An 18,236-nucleotide genomic window follows, 5' to 3' on the forward strand; every position below is an offset into this window, starting at 1 on the left:
GACGGCCGGGTGACGCAGGGGTCTCCTCAGTCGCCGGCCAGCTCTCCGACGGAGCGGAAGTACCGGATCATCCGCGCGATCGCCTGCTCGTCGATGGCGGGCCAGGACAGCCCCAGCTCCGTCAGCAGGCGGGTGGTGGCCGCGTTGCCGTAGGCGTTGTCGCCCAGTTCCAGGGCGCCCTCGCGGAAGAGGGGCACGGCTGCCGCGAGGGCGTTGCCGCCGGGGCGCCGGGCGGACTCCTCCAGCCGGGACAGCCAGGTGTCGGCGGGGACGATCTCGAGGGGGCGGCCTTCCGCGCGGAGGGCCGCGTGGACAGGGGTGAAGTCCGATCCGCTGGGGTGGAAGACGTGCAGGGTGCGGTTGTGGGCGGCGGGGTGGCGGGAGAGGGCGACGACGGCGCGGGCGACGAAGTCGACGGGCAGCAGATCGGTGGTGAGGTCCTCGGCCGGCGGGGCCGAGCCCAGCTCGACGAAGCTCTTGATCTGCCGCCACAGGAAGTCGTCGCTCTGGCAGGCGCCGGTGACGCTGTCGCCCGAGATGCGCCCGATGCGGTGGACCGTGACGGGCACGCCGTGGGCGCGGGCCGCGTGGGCGATGCGTTCGGCGACCCACTTGCTCTGGGTGTAGCCGATGCCCAGCCGTTCGCACGCCTCGGGCACGTCGTCCTCGGTGAGCACCGTGCCGTCGGGCGCCTCGCCCGGAGCGAACACGGCGATGGTGGACATGTACTGCAGGTGCTTGGGCCGGCCGGTCGCGGCGAAGCGGACGACGTGGCGGAAGCCGTCCACGTTCGTCGGCTTCACCGAGGCGTACGGCAGCACGAAGTTGATGTGCGCGGCCGCGTGGTAGACGACGTCGACGGCGGCGGCCAGCGCGTCGTACTCCTGGCCGGGCAGGCCGAACCGGGGCCGGCTCAGGTCGCCGGGCACGGCGCGCACCCGGTCCCAGTCGATCCGCTCCTGGAGCCGGTAGCGTCCGGCGGTGGCCCGCAGCCGCCGTATGCCGGCCTGTGCGTCCGCCGCCCGCACCAGGCAGTGCACCGGGCCGCCGGGCCGCGAGGTCAGTTCCCGCAGCAGGAAGACGCCCAGGAATCCGGTCGCGCCGGTGAGCAGGACGTCGCCGGCCTGCGCGACCGGCACGGGTGTGCCGGTCACGACGGGCAGGTCGTCGGGGAGCGTGGCGTCCGCCCGCAGCGCGTCGGCGGTGGGCGTGCCGCCGCCGGCGTCGCCGCCGCCCAGCCGGGCGGCCATGCCCTCCACCGTCGGGTTCTCGAACAGGGCGCGCAGGGAGAGCTCCTGCCCGAACGACCGGCGCAGCCGGTAGACCAGTTCGGTGGCGATGATCGAGTTCCCGCCGATGGAGAAGAAGTCCTCGTCCCGGCCGACCGCGGCCACCTTCAGCACGTCCGCCCACTCGCGGGCGATCCGCTCCTCGAGCCCCGGCCGGGGCGGCCGGGCGGGCTCCGCGGGCGCGGTGTGCGCCTCGCTCGCCCGGGCGGCGGCCAGGCCGGCGACGGCCCGGCGGTCGATCTTCCCGCTCGGGGTCGTCGGCATGTGCCCGACCTGCACCACGAGCGCGGGCACCATGTAGTCGGGGAGCGTGCCGGACACCGCGCGGCGCAGCTCCGCGGTGTCCCAGGTGCGGGAGGACTCCAGGACCGCGACGAGCCTGCGGTCGCCGGGGGCGACGTCCACCGCGGCGACCGCGGAGGAGGCGACGCCGTCCAGGTCGTCGAGTGCGGCCTCGATCTCGGCGGGTTCGATCCGGTAGCCGCGGATCTTGATCTGGTCGTCGGTCCGGCCGAGGTACTCCAGGTCGCCGGCGGCGTTCCAGCGCACCAGGTCGCCGGTGCGGTAGAGCCGGTCGCCGGGGCCGCCGAACGGGTCCGGGAGGAAGCGGCGGGCCGTCTCCCCGGGCCGGTTGCGGTAGCCGGGGGACAGCACGGGTCCGCCGATGTACAGCTCGCCCGGGACGCCGGGGGGCGTGAGCCGCAGGTGGGCGTCGAGGACCACCAGCCGCACCCCGTCCACCGGGCGGCCGATCGGCGGGGTGTCGGGCCAGGCGGCGGGCGAGCCGGTGAGCGGGTGCCAGCTCGCCAGGTGGGTCTCCGACGGGCCGTACATGTTGACCAGGCGGGCGGCCGGGTGGCGGGTGAAGAACTCCCTGATCTGCGGGGAGACGACGAGGGCCTCGCCGACGGAGGTGATCTCGCGCAGGTCGTCCAGGCGCAGCCCGGCGTCGGTGGCCAGGGAGGCCAGCTGCTGCAGCGCGATGTAGGGCAGGTACACGCGGGTGACACGCCGTTCGGCGAGGAACCCGGCGAGGGCGTGCAGGTCCTTGCGCAATTCCTCGGGGACCAGCACCAGGGTGCCGCCGACGCACAGGGTGCCGACGATCTCCATCACGGAGACGTCGAACGACAGCGACATGTACTGCAGGGTCCGCCCGGTCGCGCCGTTCGGGGAGCAGGTGTGCTGGGCCCGCACGAGGTTGGCGACGGTCCGGTCGGCGATGACCACGCCCTTGGGCAGACCGGTGGAGCCGGAGGTGTGCACGACGTAGATCTCGTCGTCGGGCGTCTTGGTTCGGCCGAGTCCGGTGGCGGGCGCCGCGGCGATCCGCTCGCCGTGCCGGTCCAGCACGAACAGGGGCTCTTCCGGGGGGAGTTCGCCGGCCAGCGAGCTGTCCGTGACGGTCAGGCGGACGCCGGCGTCGCGCAGCGTGTGGGTGATCCGCTGTCTGGGGTAGGACGGGTCGAGCGGCACGTACGCCGCTCCGGTCTTCAGGATCGCGAGCAGGGCGACGATCATGGTCTGGTCGCGGGGCAGGCAGACGCCGATCCGGGTTCCGGCCGCCGCGCCCGAGGCGCGCAGCACGTGGGCGAGCCGGTTGGCGCGTTCGTCGAGCTCGCGGTAGGTCAGGGCGGTGTCGCCGTCCTCCAGGGCCACGGCGTCGGGGGTCGCCTCGGCCTGGGCCTCGAAGAGTTCGGTGACGGGCGCGTCGTGCGAGGCGAACGCGGTGCGGTCCCCGCGGGCCAGCACGGTGCGCCGCTCGTCCTCGCCGAGCGCCTCGAGTTCGTGCAGGGACGCGTCGGGACGCCGGACGAACTGCTCCATCAGGTGCCGCAGCCGCCCGCCCAGGGCCCGTACGGTCGCCTCGTCGAAGAGGTCGGCGTCGTACTCGACCAGGCCGTGCAGGCCGTCGACGTCGCGTTCGAAGACCAGGGACAGGTCGTACTTGGCGCCGTGGGCGGCGCCGCGTTCGATGCGCAGTTCGGCGCCGCCGTGCGGGATGCGGCCGGAGCCGCTCTGGGTGAGCACGAGCATGGTCTGCACGAGCGGGGTGTAGCCGCTGCTGCGGGGCGGCTGGAGCCGCTCGACGACCTTGTCGAAGGGCGCCCACTTGTGCCGCAGCGCGTCGCTCACCTCCTGACCGGCCCGGCGGAGCACGTCCCGGACGGTCATCCGGTCGTCGATCTCCTGCTGCAGGACGATCAGGTTGACGAAGTAGCCGATCAGGTCGTGGGTGGCCGGTTCGTCGCGCAGCGACACGGGGCTGCCGATCAGCACCCGCCGCTGTCCGGTGTGCCGGGAGAGGAAGACGGCGTACGCGGCGACGAGGGCCATGAAGAGGGTGACCCCCTCGGCCCGGGCGAGCGCCTCGAAGTCGTCGGCCAGGGCGGCCGGGAGGTGCAGCGGGAGGGCGCCGCCGCGATGGCGCTGCACCGGGGGGCGGGGGCGGTCGGTGGGCAGGTCGAGCACCGGCAGTTCCCCGGAGAGCCGGTCGGCGAAGTGGTCGAGGGAGCGTGTCAGGGCTTCGGGGGTCATCCGGTCCCGGTACCACTGGCTGAAGTCGGCGTAGGTGGGCCGTGCCGGATCGGCCTCGACGGGCAGGCCGCGGCCGAGGCGGTCGTAGGCGTCGAGGAGTTCGCGCAGGAAGATGCCGGCGGAGGCGGCGTCGGAGGCGATGTGGTGGATGTTGCAGATCAGCGCCGACCGGTCCGCGGGGCCCAGCGCGCAGGTCACGGCGATGACCGGTCCCCGCTCCAGGTCGAGGCGGAGGTTGGCCACCCGGTGGACGAGGGCGTCGAGTTCCTTGTCGTCGCCGTAGCGGGCGACCTCGAAGACGACGGCGTCGTCGTCCTCCGAGACGGTCTGCACGAGCACGCCGTCGCGCAGGGCGTAGGTGGTGCGCAGGATGTCCTGGCGGCGCAGGACTCCGCGCACGGCCGCGTGCAGCCGCTCGGGGTCGGCGGTGAACGGCAGCCGGACGTGGAAGGGGCCGTTGTAGGCGGCCGGGTTGGGCAGGTACTGGTCGATCAGCCAGATGCCGCTCTGGCCGAAGGACGCCTCCACGGCCTGCCCGTCGCGCCGGGCGAGCCCGGCGCGCAGCTCCGGCTGCCGGGGCGTGCCGCGCCGTTCGGCCAGGCGTTCGGCCACGTCGGCGGCGGTGGCGCCGGCCGCGAGCTCCGCGCCGGTCACCTCGACGGCGAAGACGGCGGTCAGCGTGGAGGCGAGGCCGTCGAGCAGGCCGGGGTGCGGGCACCGGTCGGCGAGCGGTTCGTGCGCGGTGAGGCCGGCACAGCCGAGGGTGGTCCGGGCAAGGTCGAGTACGGCGGTTTCGAGGGGGGATTTCACCGGTCGTTGTCCTCTGCGAGATCCACCGGCCGTCAGCGCCGGGCGCCGCACGGCCGCAGCCGGGTGACGCCTACTGGGCCTGCGCGGCGTGGTCGCGCCCGGCGTCCCGTGACTGCTCGACGAAACGGGCCAGCTGTTCCACGGTGCCGTGCCGGAAGACGTCCTCGGTGCTCACCTCGACGCCGAATATCTTCTGCAGCCTGGAGGCGAGCTGGACGAAGTGCAGGGAGTTCCCGCCGTGGCCGAGGAAGGAGTCGGTGGTGGTGAAGTCCTCGGCGCCGGAGATGTCCTTCCACGCCTGGAGGACGACGGTCTCGAGCGGGTTCTGCATGGCTGTGTCACCTTTCTTCGGCTTGTGGGAGGTCGCCGACGGGTCCGTGAGCGCGGACCGGTCGACCTTTCCGTTGACGTTCCTCGGCAGGTCGTCGAGGTGGTGGAACGAGGAGGGGACCATGTAGGAGGGCAGTTCGCCGCCCAGCCGGCGCGCCAGGTCGGCGGCGTCGAGCGGCCGTCCGTCGGGGGTGGTGTAGAAGGCGGTGAGCGACTTGTCGCCGGCGTCCTCGGGGAACGCCTTGACCACGGCGTCGCCGACCCCGTCGAGGGCGCGCAGGGCGAGGGTCACGGCGGTCAGTTCGACGCGGTAGCCGCGGATCTTCACCATGCTGTCGGCGCGGCCGACGAGGACGACGTCGCCGTCGGCGGTGGTGCGGGCCAGGTCGCCGGTCAGGTAGCGCGGCCGTCCGTCGGGCCCCGTGACGAATTTGCGGGCGGTCAGTTCGGGGTCGCCGAGGTAGCCCTGGGCGAGTCCGAGGCCGCCGACGGCCAGCTGTCCGGGTGTGCCGGGCGGGCAGGGCCGCAGCGCCTCGTCGAGGACCTCCAGGGTGACCCCGGGCAGGGGGCGGCCGACCGGCACCCGCTCCTCGCGGGTGACGTCGTCGGCGCTGCGGATGGGGTGGAGGGCGGTGATGGAGGAGTTCTCGGTGCAGCCGTAGCCGTTGTAGACGACCGCCCGCGTCGACCGTGCCGCGCGGCTCAGGTGCTCCGGCGACGGGAAGTCGCCGCTGAGCAGGATCAGCCGCAGGCCGCCCAGGCACTCCGGCTCCTCGTCCACCAGGAGGTTGAACAGACCGCAGGGCAGGGAGAGGGCGGTCGCGCCGTGCCGGACGATCGCGTCCTTGAGGGCGGGGAGGCTGGGCAGTCCGTGCGGCATCACGACGAGTCGTGCACCGTGCAGGAAGGCGAGCCAGATCTCGATGGTGGACGCGGCGAAGGAGAACGCCGCGGACTGGATGAGGCAGTCCTGCGGGCTCATGCGCAGTTCCCCGCAGTACGGGCCGAGCCGGGCGAGCCCGCGGTGGGCGATGCGCACGCCCTTGGGCCGGCCGGTGGATCCGGAGGTGAACATCACGAAGGCGGTGCTCTCCGGGTCGGACACCGTGGGCAGCGGAGTGCCGTCGTCCGGTTCGGCGCCTGTGGTGAGCTCCTCGACCGGTACGGACAGGGGGCCGCCGGCGGTGGCCGTGACGCCCGGTGCTCCCGTGTCGTGCACGACGGCCCGGGGCGCCGACTCGGCCACGACACGGGAGACGAACGGCGCGGGGTGGTCCGGGTTGATCGGCACCACGCAGGCGCCCGCCTTGAGGACGCCGAGCATGACCGCGTAGAGGTCGGGAGAGCGGCGCAGGTGCACGCCGACCCGGTCGCCGGGCTCCACCTTGCGGGCGATCAGCGCGCGGGCCACGCGCTCCGCCCGCTCGTCGAGCTGCCGGTAGGTCACGGTCTCGGCGCCGGAGACGAGGGCCACCTCGTGGCCGGCGCTGCGCACCGTGCGGTCGAAACCGTCGGTGAGGGTCAGGGAAACAGCGGGACGCGTCTCGCCTAATGCATCTTCCGTGAGCACACGTGCTCCTTGCCTCGCTGGCGGGGGCCACCGGGCGTCCACAGCGACGAGCACATCTCGACGTCCAGTGACTGGCTTTTCAAGGGATAAGCACAAATCACCTGAAAGGGGATGATTGCTGTTCGGAAATCACGTTAGGTCCGGACTCTTCGAGGTGTCAACCCCGATCTTGGAGCGGCCGGATCAGCACCCGTTCCCCGTCCGGTGTGCTCCTGCCCCCACTCCCGGCGGCCATGCCTGAGCCGTCGAACTCTCATGGAATCCAAGGGCCACAGCTACTACGACCCACCTTCGCACGCTGTGAGCCGCCGCACCCCGCATCCACTTTCGGCCACTTGCTTTCCGGCCGGAAAGCAAGTGGAATGTTGACAAAATCTTCAACAACTCATTTCTTGGAGGAAAGCATTCCGTCCGATCCCCGAAGGCGCGACACGCCTCGCGCCATATCCGGAGGGATCGCTTCCCGTCACGGGGCCCGAAGTCCGTGCCGTCCGGCGAACTCCCGGCCCCCACGGCCGCGCCGGCTCGACCGCGCGCAAACTGATTTCCGAAGGGTAATCATTTTTGGGATGGGGAGCCGTTTGGCGCGGACAGAGGTATACGCGCACCCCTCGATCGTTGATAATGGGTAACCAATCGGAGGCCGCCGCCGACCGCTCCCGCCCCGGGCGGACCGCCGTGCCTCTTCCCGACCGCATCATCCGAGGGCGCTGATGACCCGAACCGACAGTCCACAGCGCGCGTCCGAGACCTCGGCCGTGCCAGGCGAACTCGAGGACGCGCTTTCCCACCTGCAGTGCATCCTGGTCGCCCGCCGCACCCGCTCCAATCCGGAAGGCGTCACCTGGCAGCAGTACGACGTGCTCGAACTGCTGCGCATCCGCGGTCCCATGACGCCCTCGGTCCTGAGTTCCTCGCTCGGGGTGTCCCGGGCGACCACGTCCAAGGCGCTGCGGGTGCTGAAGGACCTCGGGCTCGTGGGGCAGCAGACGCTCGGCGAGGATCGGCGTGAACTGACCACCTCGCTCACGCCGACCGGCGAAGCCTTCCTCACCCGCGTCGCGGAGCAGCGGCGCGACAACGCCCGCATCGTGGGGGCCACCCTGAGCCCGGGCGAGCGGGCGATGTTCGTCGAGTTGTGCCACAAGGTCGCCGGCGCCCTGGAGCCGTACCTCGAGCCGCTGGACGCGCACCGCTGAGCCGCCGCTCACGGACGTCGGCGCACAGCGCGCCGGCCCTCCCGGCCGGCGGTCCGTCATCGGCAGGGCGCGCCGCGTCCGGTCGGCCGGTAGAACGACGACGCCGCACGCCCCTGGCGGCCGTCCGCGCTCGCGGGCGGCCGCCAGGGGCCTCTGCGCGTCGCCGCCCTGCTCAGCCCGCCTGCTTCTTGGGCTTCTTGTGCGCCTTCTTCTCCGCCGTGCCGCCCCTGTCCGCGGTGCCGGGCTTCTCCGCCCCGTCGGCCTTCTGCGCCCCGCCGGGCTTCTCCGCCTCGCCGGGCTGCTGCTGTCCGGGCACGGCCCGGTCCGTACCGGCCTGCGCCGCCCCGGCCTGTGCTCCCCCGGCGGGGGTGCCGTCGTGCGGGATGCCGGTCGAGCGGGCCGGCGGCCGGCTCGACCGGTCGGGGGCGGGACGGGAGCTGTGCTCCGGGGCGGTGGCACGGAGCGCTTCCGCGGACGCCCCGCGGGCGGTGGACGGCGGGGCGGCGGGCGCCGGGGAGGTGCCGGTCCCGCGGGTGGGGGTGCCTGCGGGGCCCTCGGACGTCCCGGTGGTGCGGCTGACCGCCCGGTCGGCCTTCCCGTCGCCTCCCCGGTGGCCGTCGCCGACGGGCAGAGCGGCGGCCATGACGGCGGCCAGCGCGACGGTGCCGCCGGCCACCAGCGCGCGGCCGCGTGCGGGCGCGGGCTTCGCAGTGGCGCGGGCGGGGGCGGGCTTCGCAGCGGCGCGGGCGGGGGCGGGCAGCGGATTCCTGTGGGTGGCGTCGCCGTCCTGCGTACGCTCCCCGCCGCCGACGAGGGGCGTGGTGCCGCCCGCGGACGCGAGGGCGGGCGTGGTGAGGGCAGGGCCGGCCAGGGCGGCCAGTGTCCGGGCGCAGTCGGGTGCCGACGGGCGGACGTGTTCGTCCTGGGCGGTCATCTTCCGCAGCAGGTCGGCGAGTTCGGCCGGCAGGGAGCTGGGCAGCACGGGCCGGCGGTGGAGCCGCGCTATCGCCGCCTCCAGGGGGCCGCCGTCGTATTCGAGCCTGCCGGTGAGGCATTCGAGGAGCACGAGACCGAGGGCGTAGACGTCGGCGGGCGGGCCGACGCACCGGCCCAGCACCTGCTCGGGGGACATGTACGCGGCGGTGCCGACGAGTGCGCCGGTGGCGGTGCGGGTGGTGGCGTCGACCAGCCGGGAGATGCCGAAGTCGGTCAGATGGGGGCGGCCCGACGCGTCGAGGAGGATGTTGGACGGCTTGACGTCGCGGTGGACGATCCCCGCCTCGTGCGCGTGCGCCAGGGCCTGGGCGAGGGCGGCGCCCAGCGCGGCGGTGTCCTCGTGGCGCAGGGGGCCTTCGGCGATGCGGCCCTTGAGCGTGGGGCCCTCGATCAGTTGCATGACCAGATAGGCGCGGTCGTCGTGCCGGCCGGCGTCGTAGGCGGTGACCAGCCCGGGATGCTGCAGCCGGGCCAGGATCACCGCCTCGCTCTCGAAGCCGTGTTCCGTCTCGACGCCGATGCCCGGCCGGAAGACCTTCACCGCCACCGGTCGCCGCAGACGCAGGTCGAAGCCACGGTGGACGTCGGCCGCGCCGCCGGAGCCGATGACGGCGTCCAGGCGGTAGCGGCCGGCCAGTATCTCGGCGGAACACCGGGAAGCCAGCGCCCGGGCCGACTCGCGGAGCCTCATTCCATCTCCCCATCCATCGAAGGCCGTGCCGCACGCAGGTACCCGCCGGCCGCCGGACTATCCCCTGACCGGCCCGCCCGGCCCCGACGGCGGGCGCCCGCGGCGAGGGGCGGTGCACGGCGCGGTCAGGCGAGTGCCGCGAGGCCGTCGCACAGGCCGGTGAGGTCGTCGAGCGTCCTGCGGTGGCGCGCTTCCGCCGCCTCCAGCCGAGCCGGCACGTCCGAGCCGGTGCGTGTGCCCGGCAGGAAGGACAGGGCGTACACCTCCGCGTCCATCGCCTCGGCGAGCACCGGGAGGGTGCGGCGGACCTGTTCGACACGGCGGTCGGCTCTGGCCCGGTGGCCGAGTGCCCGGTAGACGACGGCGAGCCACATGAGCCGCTCGATGTGGCGCCGGAGGGCGAACACGTGCGCTGCCGGGGTGCGGAGCACCGGCGCCGGCCCCGCCGGGTCGTCGGCTGTCGAGGCGGCCTCGAGCAGCGCCGCCACCTGGTGGAGCGCCGACTGCTGTTCGCGCGGCGGCAGCACCACCGCTTCCTGGAACAGCCTGGTCGCGGACTCCTGGCCGACCGCCGCCAGGGCCTGGCCGGCCTGGCGCGCGAACGACGGCTGGAACAGCAGCCTGCGCACGGCGGCGACGGTCCCCGCCCCCCTGACCAGCGTGATGACGAGTTCGATGCCCATCGCAGTCCCCCCTGGGCCGCTCGGCGTAACCGGCCTCCCACTGTCGCATGCCCGGTGTTCCGCGGCCGCGCCCTCGGCCGCGCGCCGTCCGACCGGCCCCCTGTGTCTCCGTCAGCACGTGTGCCGGAAGGGGATGCCGGGGAGGTAGGTCCTCCAGTCGCCCCGGGAGAGGGCGGACCCGGTGCGTGCGCACACCGACGCGGCCAGGTGCCCGGGGGTCAGGTCGTACGTCTGGACGGGGACGTCGCGGCCGGCGAGGTACAGGGTCCGGTCGCCGCGGCCGAAGGCGAGTGCCAGGGCCTGGTCGTCCGGGGTCGGCAGCGTGGAGCCGAGGAGCCGCGAGGAGGCGACGTCCCACAGCTGCACGGTGCCGGCGTCCCCGGCGACCGCCAGGGTGCGGCCGTCGTGGGAGAAGGCCAGCGCGGTCACCGAGCCGACCAGGTCCGCCTCGGTGTCCGCCGCGTTGCCGTCCAGCACGCCGAGGCGCCTGCGGAGTGCGCCGTCCCAGAGGGTGACGCGGCCCAGTCCGTCGCCCGCGGCGAGGAAGCGGCCGTCGGAGCTGAAGGCGGCGGCCGTGTTCATGTCCTCCCCGAGGAGGCGGGGCTCGACCCGCCCTCCCGCCCTGAGTTCGGCCACCACGCCCTCCGTGGTGACCAGTCTGTCCCCGCGGGGGCTCAGCACCGGGCCGACGCCGAAGGAGCTGAAGCTGACGGAGCCGCCGGCCCGGCGGCCGCGCACCGCGCGCACGCGTTTCTCCCGGCGCAGGTCCCAGACCTCCGCGGACGCCGGGTCCGTGGCCCGGTACACCACGAGGGTGCGGGCGTGGCCGTCCAGGGCCAGGCCGTTCACCCCGAACGCGGCGCCGGGCCGCGCCCGCGCGGGCCGGATGCCGACGGCGGCGTGCACGCGGCGGGTCCGCACGTCCCAGACGGTGACGTCCACCCGGTCCGGGTGGCCCGGACCGGCGGCGTCCCAGCCCCTGCTGTACGCCAGGTATCTGCCGTCGGGGCTGAGCGCCATGAGGTCGGAGCAGGTCACCCCGTCCTCCTGCTCCTTGCGGGGACAGGTGTCCTCGGGACTCTGGAAGAGGACCCGCCCGCTGCGGGTGTCCACGGCCTGCAGGCGCAGCGCGCCGTCCGCCGTGCGGAAGCGGGCCAGCACCCCGCCGTCCGCGGAGAGCTGCGCCAGGTGGGCCGGCTGCGTCTCCCACCGGCGCGTCGGCGGCCGCCCCAGGGTCAGCGACCGCACCACGGTTCCCGTCGCGTTGAGGTAGCGCACGGCTCCCGTCGCCCGGTCGAAGGCGAGGTCGCCGAGCGCCTCGCCCTGCAGCCGCTGGGTCAGCACGGGCGTGTCGGGTCGCGCGGGCCGCCACATGTACAGCGCCCTGCTCCCGGTGGCCACGAGGTAGTCGCCGTCGGAGCTGAAGCGGACGTCGCTCACCCCGTCCGCGTCCAGGGTCCGCAGCGGCCGCCCGGTGCGGACGTCCCATCTGCGCACGCCGGTGTCGCCGGGGAGGACCAGCGTCCGGCCGTCCGGCGAGACGGCGAGCCTGCCCGAGCCGCAGTCCGCGGGGCGGGCCGGCACCGTCCTGGGCGCGGGGAGCCTCCGGCGGTGTGCCGTGTCCCAGGTCTGAAGTCCGCGCTCGCCGGTGCACAGGGCGAGCGTCCGCCCGTCGGGGCTGAGCGCGACGGCCTGCAGGGTCTCGTCGCCGTGCTCCCGCACGCGCAGGATGCGGCGGTGGGTGCGCAGGTCCCACACGAGGACGTCGTTGTCCAGGTCGCCGGTCCAGTCCTCGGCGACGAGCGTGCGCCCGTCGGAACTGAAGTACACCTCCGTCGCCAGGACTCCCCCGAGCCTGCCCGTCAGCCGTCCGGTGCGCACGTCGCGCAGGGTGATCGCGTCGTCCGCCGGCACGGCGAGGGTCCGGCCGTCCGGGCTCACGGCGGGAAAGGCCCCGTCCGCCACGTCCTCGGGGGCGCGGGCGGAGTGGACGAGGCGGTGGGTGCGCAGGTCCCAGATCGCGACCCGGTCCGCGGTGACGGACACGACGTGCCTGCCGTCCGCCGTCAGCCGGCGCACCTCGTTGCCGGACCGGTCGTTCGGCCCCGAGTCCGCGCCCGGCACCGGGAACACGTCGTCCTCCCGCTGCGCCATGGCGGCGATCAGCGCCGACCGTGTCTCCGTGGTGTCGGCCAGCCGCCATGCGGCCACGCTGAGCCTCATCGCCGTGACCGGGTCGGAGAACCGCATGCCGTCGGCGACCGCGGCGACGCGGCGCGCCTCGGACTCCAGGCGGCGGCGGTCGCCGGTGCGGTTCTGCTGCCAGGCGACCGCTCCCGCGACGAGGGCGAGGACGGCCAGCGTCGCGAGGGCGCCGGCGAGTACGCGCCGCCGGCGCAGTTCGTTGCGGCGGGCGGTGCGGCTGGCCGTGAGGAACGCCTGTTCCAGCGGGGTGAGGGCCGGCGCGGCGAGCTGTTCCAGGGCCGCGGCGAGCCGGGCGCCGCGGTACAGGGTGCCGGGATCGCGGCCGAGTTCGTGCCAGGCGTGGGCGGCCTCCGTCAGCCGCCGGTGCAGCCGCAGGTTCTCGCGTTCCTCGTCGATCCAGCGGGACAGCCGGGGCCATGCGGTGATCAGCGCCTCGTGGGCGAGGTCGACGGTGGAGCGGTCCAGGGTGATCAGCCGGGCGCGGGCCAGGCGGTCCAGGACCAGGGAGACGTCCGCGGGGGTGGCCGGGCCGGCGAGGTCGAGTTCGCGGCGGTGCACGGGTCGGCGGGTGTCCGGGGATCCTTCGCCGGGGGTGACCAGCCGCAGCAGGAGCAGGCGGGCCAGTGCGGCGTGTTCGGCGGAGAGCGCGGTGTAGACGTCCTCGGCGGTCTGGGCGATGGCGCCGCGGACGCCGCCCGCCGCCTCGTACGCCTCCAGGGTCAGCGCCCGGCCGCGGCGGCGGCGCCAGGTCTCGCGCAGCACGTGCGACAGCAGCGGAAGGCCGCCCGGTTCGCCGGCGACCTCCTGGACGAGGCGGGCGGTGAGGGCGCGTTCGACGATGGCGCCGCCTGCCTGGGCCGGTCTGACGATCACTTCGCGCAGCTCGTCCGGTTCCATGGGGCCGACCAGCAGGCCGGCGTCGCCGAGGGCGTCGGCGAGGGCGCGGTGCTCGGCGCAGCGGCCGTAGAAGTCCGCCCGCACGGCGATGACGACCCGCAGCCGGGACCGCGGCCGGCGGGCGGCGAGCAGCAGGTCGATGAACTCCCGCCGCTCCCGCGGGTCCCGGCAGAGGGTGAAGACCTCCTCGAACTGGTCGACCACGATCAGCGTGTCGCCGTTTCCGCCCGGCCGCAGGACGGCGGCGTGCGTGCGCGCCGGGTGCTCGCCCGGGGTGATGACGCGGATCACCGCCAGGTCGCTCCCGGCGCGCAGGGCGGGGATCAGTCCGGCCCGCAGCAGCGACGACTTGCCGCTTCCGGACGGGCCGAAGAGGGCGGTGAACCGCTGGTCGGCCACCCGGCGCCGCAAGACGGCCAGGAGCCGGTCGCGGCCGAAGAAACGGTCGTGGTCGCCGGGTTCGAACCGTGCCAGGCCCTGGTACGGCGGCTCGGCGCCGTCGTCGGCGCCGGCCGCCGCCTCACGGACCTCGCGGTCCGCCTCCCGCCAGCGCCGCTGCCACTCCTCCGGGTCGCCGCCGCACGCGCGGACGTAGGCCAGGGTCACCTGGAGGGAGGGCAGCTGGTCGCCGGCCGCGGCCTGCGAGAGGGCGGTCACCGAGTAGTGCGCCCGGCGGGCGAGTTCGCGGTAGGTGAGGCCGCCGGCCTCCTGGCGGAGCTTGCGCAGCTCGTAGGCGAAGCGCTGCACCGGCCCGGCGGCGGGATCGACGGGATTCTCCCTACGGCCCATGCTGTACCGCCCCCGTTCCCCCGTCGGCGCCCGCGGCACGGCGCCTCCCCCGGCCCGCCACCCTAGGAAGCCGCCCGGACCGGCCGCAAGGGCGTCGTCGGCCGACGCGACCTCGCCTCGTCGTTTTGTTCTGTCCGGCGATCGGTGGCTGCTGAACAACGCGCCGGCGGCTGTAGTCGTCGTCACGGGCCTCCACCGGAGGGCCGCTTCCGCACCGCTGTCCCGTGCGGAACCCGACACACGGACGCCAGGAGAAGCGAACATGACGATCACCAGGAAGGCCACGACCCGCGCCGGCGTGCTCATGGCCACGGCGGCGATGGCGCTGGCCGGAGTGGCCACGCACGCCGAGGCCCGCAGCGCGAACATCTCCAGCTGGAACAGCAGGTCCGACTGCGACCTCAACAGCCGGTACAACTTCTGCCTCTACTACTCCCCCAACGCCAAGAATGCCCCCTACCGCAGCACGTCGACGAAGATCGGCGACCTGGGCACCAAGCGGTTCACCGGCAGCAAGCCGGGCCACGGCAAGAAGGTCCGCAACAACGCCGCCTCCGCCCAGAACGGCACGAAGTGCAACGTGGGCATCTGGTACTCCCCGCAGTACCGCGGTGACTCCAACTGGCTGTCGCCGCTCAAGGGCGGGAACCTGACCAGCTGGCTGCGCAACAACGAGGCGTCCATCGCCATCTCGGACCACACCCGCTGCCCCGGCATCGGCCACTGAACCGGTAGTTGCGAGAACACGCGGTGCCCCGTCGCGGACGGGGCACCGCATCGCCCGTGAAGGAAGCGATGACCATGGCGTACCTCTCCCCTCCCGCCCGCGCACGGCGAGCGCGGCGCGCCGCGCTCGCCGGTGGCGCGCTGCTGCTGGCGGCCCTGACCGCCTGCTCGTCCCCCTCGTCCCGTCCCGCCGGGCCGCCCGCGCTGGGCGCCGTCCCGCGCACGGTCGGGGTCGCGCACCTCCGCCTGCCCGTGGAGCGCTACATGCTGACGCCCCGGCAGGCGCTGGACTTCGACCGCGCGAGCGACGCGGCCGTACGGGCCTGCATGCGGCGGCTGTCCATGCCGTACCCGCCCGCGGTCCGCCTTCCGGCCGGATCGGCGGCGGAGCGGGAGGCCCTGGACGCCTACACGGTGCTGTACCGGCGGTACGGGCTCACGGACGCCGTGGAGGCGCGGACCTGGGGATACCACGCCCCCACCCGGGTGGCCGCCGGCTCCGGCGCGGCGGGGCCGTCGCAGCCGAAGCCGCCGTCGCGGGCTTCCCGCGGCGTCCTGACGGGGACGGACACCTCGGGCGCGCCCCTCACGTCGTACCGCGGCCGGCCGGTCCCGCAGGGCGGGTGCCTCGGCGAGGCCGAGCGGCTGCTCGGCGCCGCCGGTCCGCAGGGGCCGGGCACCGATCCGGAGGGGATCGTCACCCGCATCAAGGCCGACGGCTTCGAGCGGTCCATGGCCGACCCGCGCGTGCGCAAGGTCTTCTCCGCCTGGTCGGCGTGCCTGCGTGCCCGGGGCTTCACGATGTCCACCCCCATGGACGAGGTGCCGTCGGCGAACTCCGCGCGTCCGTCCCGGCCGGAGATCGCCCAGGCGCGGGCGGACGTCGCCTGCAAGGCCCGCACCAATCTGGTGGGCGTCTGGTTCGCGGTCGAGTCGGCCTACCAGGAGGCCGCGATCGCCCGGCACGGCGCGGAACTCGGCAAGGTGGCCAAGGACCGCGACCTCACCGTCCGCGCCATCGGCCGGCTGACGCACCGCGGCGGCGAGGGGACGTCCTGAGGTACGCCCGGAGCCGCACCGGGCGCTGTCGAGCCCCCGGCGTCCGGACGGGCGTGAGGCGCATGCCGCCGCAGCGCCGGCCGACCGACCGGGGTCCGTACCGGGGTGCGGGCCGACGCGCAGGCCGCCCGTCCGGTGGGGCGGTGCGGCGTCGAGGTGCGCGTGCACCGGCTCGTTCGCCGCGGCCCTCGCGTGGCCGTCCTCCACCCCCGCCGGCACGTCACCCCGCAGGCAGACGGTCTGGCCGTTCGTCGTCGTCCCGCCGGTGCGGGACGACGCGGTCGCGGCCGGTGCGGACGGCGCGGTCGCGGGCCTGCTCGCGGGTGACGGCTTCCCCCGGTGGACGGGCCCCACGTCCGTGCGTCCCGTCCGCACGGCCGGCTCCGGCCCCGTGGCGCGCGGGGACCGGTCAGCGCGGCGTCCGGCTGCGCGGCACACGGGCCAACGGGCTCACCAGCCCGTACAGTTGGTTGATCGCGTCACGCAGCACCGGGCGGTCCGGCGGCGCCGTCGTCACCAGTGCCTGCTCCAGGAGCTGGCGGCGGCGCTGACGTGTCGCTTCCAGCACGCACTTCCCGGCGCCGGTGAGCCGGAACTCACCGGGCGCGACGCGGCGCACCAGCGTGCGCCGCTCCAGCCGGTCGGCCAGTTCCATGGCCACGGCGACGTCGACGCAGAGGATCTCGGCCATCCTGCCCACGTCGCCCTGCTCCGTCTCCAGGGTGAGCAGGGCACGCATCTGCTCGTCCGGAACGGTCGGGGCGACATCCTCGTGGGCTCGCTGCCACAGCTCGATCATCGCTTCGGCGACATGCTCCGCAGCCACCGACGCCTGGGCAGGTTCGGGATGCACTGTCATGGCTTTCCCCTTCCTCGATGCCGTCGGTTGGCGCACCTACCCGCCTGGCCGCACTTCAGCCCCGCCATTTCGTTCGAAAAGGGGCTGAACTGGGCAATGGGGAGACAATCGGCGTCCATGTCCGGCCATCCGGGGGACACCGCCGTGACGCCGTCTCACCGGGTGCGCTCCGGCCGTCACTTGCCCGGGACGCCGGCCACGGGGTCCGGGCCGCCCTGCCGTTCGGGCGGAGGAGTGAGCCGGTGCCTGCCGGGCATGCGCATGTGCGGGCTCATCCGGCAGCCCGGTCCGACGCGTTCCGCTCAAAGGGGGATTCGGTGTGATCCTGGACGGCATATCGGCGGCCCCGGCCCGTGACACCGCCGGCGACACGGCGGCCCGCAAGCAACGCCTGCGCCGCCGACTCGAGCGGCTGATCGGCGTCGCCGCCACCGAGGGCAACGACCTCCTCCCCCTGCGCAACGGCGACGAGATCTTCCCCGCGATGCTGGGGGCGATCCGCTCGGCCCGGCACACGATCGACATGATGACGTTCGTGTACTGGCGTGGGCAGATAGCCCGCGACTTCGCCGTCGCCCTGGCCGACCGCGCCCGCGCCGGAGTGCGGGTGCGGCTGCTGCTCGACGGCTTCGGCGCCCAGCGGATCGAGCGGGAACTGCTCGATCTCATGGACGCCGCGGGCGTGCAGGTGGCCTGGTTCCGCAAGCCCGTCTGGCTGTCGCCGTTCAAGCAGAACCACCGCTGCCACCGCAAGGCCCTCGTCGTCGACGAGCACACCGCGTTCACCGGCGGCGTCGGCATCGCCGAGGAGTGGTGCGGCGACGCCCGCCATCCCGGCGAGTGGCGCGACACCCACGTCCAGGTGCGCGGCCCGGCCGTGGACGGCATCGCCGCCGCGTTCGCGCAGAACTGGGCCGAGTGCCACGACGAACTCTTCGACGACCGCGACCGGTTCACCGAGCACCCGCAGGCCGGCTCGTCGATCGTGCAGGTGGTCCGCGGCTCGGCCAGCATCGGCTGGCAGGACATGCAGACCCTCATCCGGGTCATGCTCACCTCCGCCGAGGAGCGCTTCCGGCTCGCCACCGCCTACTTCGCCCCCGACACCTACTTCGTCGACCTGCTGTGCCGGACCGCCCGGCGCGGTGTGCGGGTGGAGATCCTCCTCCCCGGCCCCCACACCGACCAGCGGGCCTGCCAGCTCGCCGGCCAGCACCACTACACGCGCCTGCTGCAGGCCGGCGTGCACATCCGGCAGTACCAGCCGACCATGATGCACGCCAAGATCATCACCGTGGACTCGGTCGCCTCGCTGATCGGTTCCACCAACTTCAACCGCCGGTCCATGGACCACGACGAAGAGGTCATGCTCGCGGTCCTGGACGAGACGTTCACCGCGCAGCTCGACCGGGACTACGAGGCGGACCTGGAGCGCAGTGTGCGCATCGACCTCGCCCGGTGGAAGCGGCGCACGGTGCTCCAGCGCGCCAAGGAGGCCGCCGTCACCCCCATCCGGCACTTCCTGTGAGACGGCCGGGCGCCGGATCGGCCCGCTCGTGGCCCGGCGGCGGCCGCGAGGAATTTCCGGGCGCCGG

10 protein-coding genes are annotated in these 18,236 nt (G+C 74.3%); 4 read left to right on the forward strand and 6 right to left on the reverse strand.

The genetic code is table 11. The annotated features are described in order from the left end of the window. Nucleotides 1-26: 26 nt before the first annotated feature. Entirely contained in the window at nucleotides 27-4,637 is a 4,611-nt protein-coding gene (locus ABZ261_RS11075; protein WP_356857652.1) for an amino acid adenylation domain-containing protein, read from the reverse strand. 70 nt (nucleotides 4,638-4,707) lie between these two features. After that, nucleotides 4,708-6,537: a non-ribosomal peptide synthetase gene (locus tag ABZ261_RS11080; protein ID WP_356857654.1), complete on the reverse strand. Its 1,830-nt coding sequence runs from the start codon at nucleotides 6,535-6,537 to the stop codon at nucleotides 4,708-4,710. A gap of 758 nt (nucleotides 6,538-7,295) precedes the next feature. On the opposite strand from ABZ261_RS11080, the gene ABZ261_RS11085 reads away from it, so the two are divergent. Continuing rightward, the gene (locus ABZ261_RS11085; protein WP_356857656.1) at nucleotides 7,296-7,736 is read left to right on the forward strand and encodes a MarR family winged helix-turn-helix transcriptional regulator; all 441 of its coding nucleotides are present in this window, start codon (nucleotides 7,296-7,298) and stop codon (nucleotides 7,734-7,736) included. A gap of 172 nt (nucleotides 7,737-7,908) precedes the next feature. On the opposite strand, the gene ABZ261_RS11090 is transcribed toward ABZ261_RS11085, so the two are convergent. The 3 genes from ABZ261_RS11090 to ABZ261_RS11100 form a co-directional block, all read right to left on the reverse strand. Further along, entirely contained in the window at nucleotides 7,909-9,423 is a 1,515-nt protein-coding gene (locus ABZ261_RS11090; RefSeq protein WP_356857658.1) for a serine/threonine-protein kinase, read from the reverse strand. 125 nt (nucleotides 9,424-9,548) lie between these two features. Continuing rightward, entirely contained in the window at nucleotides 9,549-10,106 is a 558-nt protein-coding gene (locus ABZ261_RS11095) for a hypothetical protein (RefSeq protein ID WP_356857660.1), read from the reverse strand. Between the two features lie 111 nt (nucleotides 10,107-10,217). Further along, on the reverse strand, nucleotides 10,218-13,997 hold the full coding sequence (locus ABZ261_RS11100; RefSeq protein ID WP_356857662.1) for a helix-turn-helix domain-containing protein: 3,780 nt from the start codon (nucleotides 13,995-13,997) through the stop codon (nucleotides 10,218-10,220). Between the two features lie 262 nt (nucleotides 13,998-14,259). Here ABZ261_RS11100 and ABZ261_RS11105 point away from each other — a divergent pair, with 262 nt between their 5' ends. Together ABZ261_RS11105 and ABZ261_RS11110 are read left to right on the forward strand one after the other, a co-directional pair. Further along, a complete protein-coding gene (locus tag ABZ261_RS11105) occupies nucleotides 14,260-14,724 on the forward strand; it encodes a hypothetical protein (protein ID WP_356857664.1) in 465 nt (154 codons plus the stop codon). Between the two features lie 74 nt (nucleotides 14,725-14,798). Beyond that, on the forward strand, nucleotides 14,799-15,782 hold the full coding sequence (locus ABZ261_RS11110) for a hypothetical protein (protein WP_356857666.1): 984 nt from the start codon (nucleotides 14,799-14,801) through the stop codon (nucleotides 15,780-15,782). A 409-nt stretch (nucleotides 15,783-16,191) separates the two neighbouring features. On the opposite strand, the gene ABZ261_RS11115 is transcribed toward ABZ261_RS11110, so the two are convergent. After that, on the reverse strand, nucleotides 16,192-16,641 hold the full coding sequence (locus ABZ261_RS11115) for a hypothetical protein (protein WP_356857668.1): 450 nt from the start codon (nucleotides 16,639-16,641) through the stop codon (nucleotides 16,192-16,194). A gap of 319 nt (nucleotides 16,642-16,960) precedes the next feature. Between ABZ261_RS11115 and ABZ261_RS11120 the strand changes: the two genes are divergently transcribed. After that, entirely contained in the window at nucleotides 16,961-18,169 is a 1,209-nt protein-coding gene (locus tag ABZ261_RS11120; protein WP_356857670.1) for a phospholipase D-like domain-containing protein, read from the forward strand. Nucleotides 18,170-18,236: the final 67 nt, after the last annotated feature.

It is taken from the genome of Streptomyces sp. NPDC006193 (genome assembly GCF_040613915.1).
Taxonomy (GTDB): Bacteria; Actinomycetota; Actinomycetes; order Streptomycetales; family Streptomycetaceae; genus Streptomyces.